5 protein-coding genes and 1 pseudogene are annotated in these 4,814 nt (G+C 75.0%); 5 read left to right on the top strand and 1 reads right to left on the bottom strand.

From position 1 onward, the window contains the following. Window positions 1–459, top strand: a 459-nt coding sequence (locus ACYVG5_RS21270; RefSeq protein ID WP_460683530.1) for an HNH endonuclease signature motif containing protein, incomplete at its 5' end; no start/stop codon positions are given. Between the two features lie 80 nt (window positions 460–539). After that, the gene (locus ACYVG5_RS21275) at window positions 540–917 is read left to right on the top strand and encodes a hypothetical protein (RefSeq protein WP_222049966.1); all 378 of its coding nucleotides are present in this window, start codon (window positions 540–542) and stop codon (window positions 915–917) included. 107 nt (window positions 918–1,024) lie between these two features. Here ACYVG5_RS21275 and ACYVG5_RS21280 read toward each other — a convergent pair whose 3' ends face one another. Then, the gene (locus ACYVG5_RS21280) at window positions 1,025–1,450 is read right to left on the bottom strand and encodes a DUF1810 domain-containing protein (RefSeq protein ID WP_222049967.1); all 426 of its coding nucleotides are present in this window, start codon (window positions 1,448–1,450) and stop codon (window positions 1,025–1,027) included. 77 nt (window positions 1,451–1,527) lie between these two features. Between ACYVG5_RS21280 and ACYVG5_RS21285 the strand changes: the two genes are divergently transcribed. From ACYVG5_RS21285 to ACYVG5_RS21295, 3 genes and pseudogenes are all read left to right on the top strand, one after another. Further along, on the top strand, window positions 1,528–2,691 hold the full coding sequence (locus tag ACYVG5_RS21285) for an acyl-CoA dehydrogenase family protein (protein WP_222049968.1): 1,164 nt from the start codon (window positions 1,528–1,530) through the stop codon (window positions 2,689–2,691). Next, window positions 2,688–3,752 carry an acyl-CoA dehydrogenase family protein gene (locus tag ACYVG5_RS21290; RefSeq protein ID WP_222049969.1) on the top strand — a complete coding sequence of 355 codons (1,065 nt, stop codon included), beginning with the start codon at window positions 2,688–2,690 and terminating at the stop codon, window positions 3,750–3,752. Before ACYVG5_RS21285 ends, ACYVG5_RS21290 begins: the two co-directional genes overlap by 4 nt. A 9-nt stretch (window positions 3,753–3,761) precedes the next feature. Beyond that, window positions 3,762–4,814: pseudogene (locus ACYVG5_RS21295) on the top strand (hypothetical protein); the annotation flags it as partial.

Genomic DNA, 4,814 nt, shown 5'->3' on the forward strand with positions numbered 1-4,814 from the left:
CCGCACGTGGTCCTCAACCTCGACGTCGATGACTTCGCCGACCCGGCCACCGGTGCCGGCGCTGCATCCACCGGCTTCGGAGCGTGCATCTCCGCCGCCCGCGCCCGGTGGCTGGCCTGCGACGGCAGCATCTCCCGGATCGTGATGGGCCCGGAGGGGGTGCCGCTTGATCTGGGGCGCGACCACCGCGTGGTCACACCGGGGCTTCGCAAGGCGGTCGTGCAGCGGGACGGGACCTGCGTGTTCGCCGGCTGTGGAGCACCGCACTGGTGGTGCGACGTGCACCATCTCCTGCACTGGCTGTTCGGCGGCGAGACCAACCTGGAGAACTCCGGCCTCCTGTGCGAACGGCACCACACCAAGGTCCACCACGGCTTCCGGGTCGAACGACCACCCGACGGCCGATGGCGCACCTATCGCCCGGATGGATCCGAGATCATCATCGGACCACGCCTGTAGTGCCGGGTCGGGCACCGATCCGCCCCTGAAGGCGGCCCTAGGGACACTTGAGGCTGCTGATCGCCGGATAGCCTCCCGGCGTGACCAGCAGCAGCCTCTGCACCGACTGCGGGCATGAGTGGAGTCACCATCCCGGGGCCCTGCTCATCAAGGCGTGCGCCCAGTGCATCTACGAGGAGGACACCGGCAGACGCGATGAAGCCGACATGTGCTCGCGCGTAACCCCTGGCACCGAAGGTCTGCCCGCAGGTCACGGGTTGGTGGCCCGTCATCAGCATCGACGGTTCAGGAGCGACCGCGTGCTGGTCGAAGGCCGCGACGGCTCGCGCTGGGCCACCCTTCGGCCTCCGAGCCAGTCCCGCGAGGACGTCCAGCGGTTGCTCGATCGAGTGCAGGAAGACCTAGCTGCCATGACACTTGATCAGTTCGACGACGAGTATCGCGCTCTCGAGGGGTAGCCCTGAGTGGGCCGCTCAGGGCGACCCAAGCCGTCGGCCGAACTGCATGGTCAGGCGGAACGCTGGCGGCCGCGGTGTCAGCCACCGGCGTCCGGCCATTCCGACGGTCAGAGCCGGCTGGTCGTTGCCTCGTCCAGCTGGCCGGCGAAGTAGTGGTCGAGCACCTGGCGGAAGACCGGCTCGTCCGGCGCCGCGGCGGCGAACAGCGTCATCGACGAGCGCAGCTTCTGCCCGTCGACCGGCCCGAACACGGCCACCGGGTCGGTGGTGTCCAGCTCGGTCAGCGCGGCCGCGCACTCCCGCAGCCGCGGGCCGAGCACCGGATGGGCCAGGTAGGCGCGCGCCTCGGCCAGGCCGGAGATCGCGTAGTGCTGCGCCGTCCCGCTGCGGCCGAGACCGGCGACCTGCGGGAAGACGAACCACATCCAGTGGCTGCGCTTGCGCCCGGCGCGCAGCTCGCGCAGCGCCTGGTCGTAGGTGCCGTCACGGTCCTGGGCCTCGACGAACCGCTGCAGCCCGTAGTCGTCGCCCACCGCCCGCACGGTCGTCCTGCACCGGTCCATCGGCAACCCGGAGCGCCGCGGGGCGCGGCGCCCTGTAGAACCGGTCCATGAGCACCCAGTCGCTGACGCTGGCGCCCGCGCCGCGCTCGGAGGCCGCCGAGCAGGTGCGCGCGGAGGTGCGGGAGTTCCTCGCCGCCGAGCTGGCCGCCGGCAGCTTCACCACGCACGTCGACACCTGGCTGTCCGGTCTCGACCCGGCGTTCTCCCGGAAGCTCGGGGAGCGCGGCTGGCTGGGGATGACCTGGCCGCGCCAGTACGGCGGGCACGGGCGGACGGCGATGGAGCGCTACGCCGTCACCGAGGAGCTGCTCGCCGCGGGCGCCCCGGTGGCAGCGCACTGGATCGCCGACCGGCAGTCCGGCCCCGCCCTGCTCCGCTACGGCACCGAGGCGCAGCGGCGCGCCATCCTGCCGCGAATCGCGGCGGGGGAGTGCTTCTTCGTCATCGGGATGAGCGAGCCGGACAGCGGTTCGGACCTCGCCTCGATCCGCACCCACGCGGTCCGCAACGCCGACGGCGACTGGGTCGTGAACGGCGCCAAGGTGTGGACGTCGAACGCCCACCTCTCGCACTACGCGATCACCCTGGTGCGCACCTCGCCGGCCGACCCGGCCGCCCGGCACGCGGGGATGTCCCAGCTGCTGGTCGACCTGTCGCTGCCGGGCATCACGGTCAATCCGATCCGCATCCTGGACGGCGGCCACCACTTCAACGAGGTGGTCTTCGACGAGGTCGTCGTCCCCGGCGAAATGTTGCTGGGGGAGGAGGGCGCCGGCTGGCACCAGGTCACCACGGAGCTCGCGTTCGAACGGTCCGGTCCGGAGCGGTTCCTGTCGACCTACCCGTTGCTCGCCGCGTTCGCGCGCCGGGTGGCCGACACCGGCGACGGCGCCGGAGTGGCTGCGCTGGGTCGGCTGTCGGCCCGGCTGCTGGCGCTCCGCCAACTTTCCCTGCGGATCGCCGCCGCGCTGGACCGCGGCGAGCTCCCCGACATCCCGGCCGCGCTGGTCAAGGACATGGGGACGACGTTCGAGGCCGACCTGATCGACGAGGTGCGCCGGGTGGTCGACGTTCCGGCGTCCCTCGACTCACCCGACCCGCTGGGCCGGGCGCTGGCCGAGGCACAGCTGCACGCGCCGGGCTACACGCTGCGCGGCGGGACCAACGAGATCCTCAGAGGCATCGTGGCGCGCGGGCTGGGGCTGCGATGAGCACGGACACCGATCTGGTGGTCGAGACGGTCCGGGACATCCTGGCCGCGCACGAGCCCTTCGTCCTCACCGGCGAGCGGGCCTGGGACGCCGGGCTGTGGTCGGCGCTGGCCGAGGCGGGGCTGACCGGTGTCGGACTGCCGGAGGCAGCCGGCGGCTCGGGTGGCGAGCTCGCCGATGCCGTCGCCGTCGTCGCGACCCTGGCGCGCGGGGCCGCGGCGGTGCCGGTGGCCGAGCAGCTGCTGGTCGCCGGGCCGGCGGTGCTGGCCGCGGACCTGACGCTGCCGCCGGTCGACGAGCCGCTGTCGATCTCGGTGGACGGCGTGGTCACCGCGGCGGCCTCCGATGACGGCGACGGGCCGGGGCGCTGGACGCTGACCGGAACGGCGACCGACGTGCCGTGGGCCGGTGTGGCGCAGCACCTGGTGGTGCTGGCCGGCAGCGCGGTCGGCCCGGTGCTGGCGCTGGTCGACGTCGCCGGGCGGGACGTCACCCGGGCGGCGAACCTGGCCGGGGAACCGCGCGGATCGCTGGTGCTCGACGGGGTGGCGGCCAGCGGCGCCCTGCTCACCGGAGCGCAGGCCGAGGAGCTGCGGGCGCGGTACGCGGTGGCCCGCGCCGTGCAGCTGGCCGCGGCGCTGGAGCAGGTGCTGGCCTGGACGGTGCAGTACGCCGGCGAGCGGCTCCAGTTCGGCCGGCCGCTGGCGAAGTTCCAGGCGGTCCAGACGGAGCTGGCGGAGATGGCCGGCGAGGTGACCGCGGTGGCCGCACTGGTCGACGCGGCGGTGCAGGTGCTCGACCGCGGCGGGCCGCTGGTGCCGGCGGCCGCGGCGGCGAAGGTGCGCGCCGGAGCGGCGGTGGAGGTGGTGGCCCGGCTCGCGCACCAGGTGCACGGCGCGATCGGCTTCACCCAGGAGTACCGGCTGCACCACCTCACCCGGCGCTGCTGGTCGTGGCGGGACGAGGGCGGCACCGAGCTGGCCTGGTCCCGGGTGCTCGGTGCCGGGCTGCTCGCCGACGGCCCCGACGCCCTCTGGCCTGCGCTGACCCGCGTCGTCTGACCGGCCGCGATGGCACTGGTCACCGGCGCGCAGGCGTCGGCCGCGCTGCGGGCCCGGCTCGGTCCCCGGCCGGACGCCCGGCCGGACACGCTGCCGGACGCCCGGCCGGACACGCTGCCGGACGCCCGGCCGGACACCCTGCCGGGAGGACTGCCCGCGGCGCCGGACGGTCCGCGGCTCGACGACCCGAGCAGCTTCGGCCTCGCCCCGCTCCCGGCCGGGGTGGTGGCCGGCGACGTCCCGGACTGGCTGTGGGGCGACCCGCAGGACGGCCCGCCGCCCCGCCCGCTGCGTGATCCGGCGGCGTATCCGCTGCCCGACCCCGCCGGGCTGCTGCACGAGTCGCCGCACCGCGTGATCTTCGGCCCCGCGGACGACGGCGCCCCGCTCGACGGGCCGCGGGCCGACTACTGCCGGCTCAGCGCCGACGTGACCATGCGCGGGGGCACCACCTCCGGCGTCGTCTACCCGCTGGCCATCTGCGAGATCGCCCGGCACCACCGGCTGCGCAGCGTGGGTGGCGCCTCGGCCGGGGCCATCGCCGCGGCGCTCGCCGCTGCGGCCGAGACGGGGCGCGCGTCGCTGGCCGACGGCTCCGCGCAGGTCGGTGCCCTCACCACCGAGCAGTTCGACGACGGGCACGTGCGCCCCGGGTTCGCCGGCCTGGCCGACGCGATGGCCTGGCTGGCCGAGGTCGACGAGCCGTCCGGGCGCCGGCACCTGCGGATCGGCCAGCTGTTCCGGCCCGGCGCCGGTGCGCAGCCGCTGTTTCGCATCGTGGTGGCCGGCCTCCGGCGGCGTTGGTGGGCGCTCCCGGTGCTCGCCCTGGGCGCCTTCGGATGGGTGTCGAAGGTCGTCACCTGGGCACTGCTGCTCGCCGCCGCCGTCCTGCTCGGCGCCCAGCGCACCGGGTCGTCCGGCGGTCTCGCCGCCGGCATCGGCGTCGGCGCGCTCGGCCTGCTCGGTGCCACCCTGGTGCTGGCCGGGTGCGGCTGGGCGGTGCTCGCCGCGCGCGCCCGGCTGTCCGGCCGCCCGGTGCCGCCGCCGCAGCTCGCCGAGCCC

It is taken from the genome of Modestobacter lapidis, assembly GCF_054780755.1.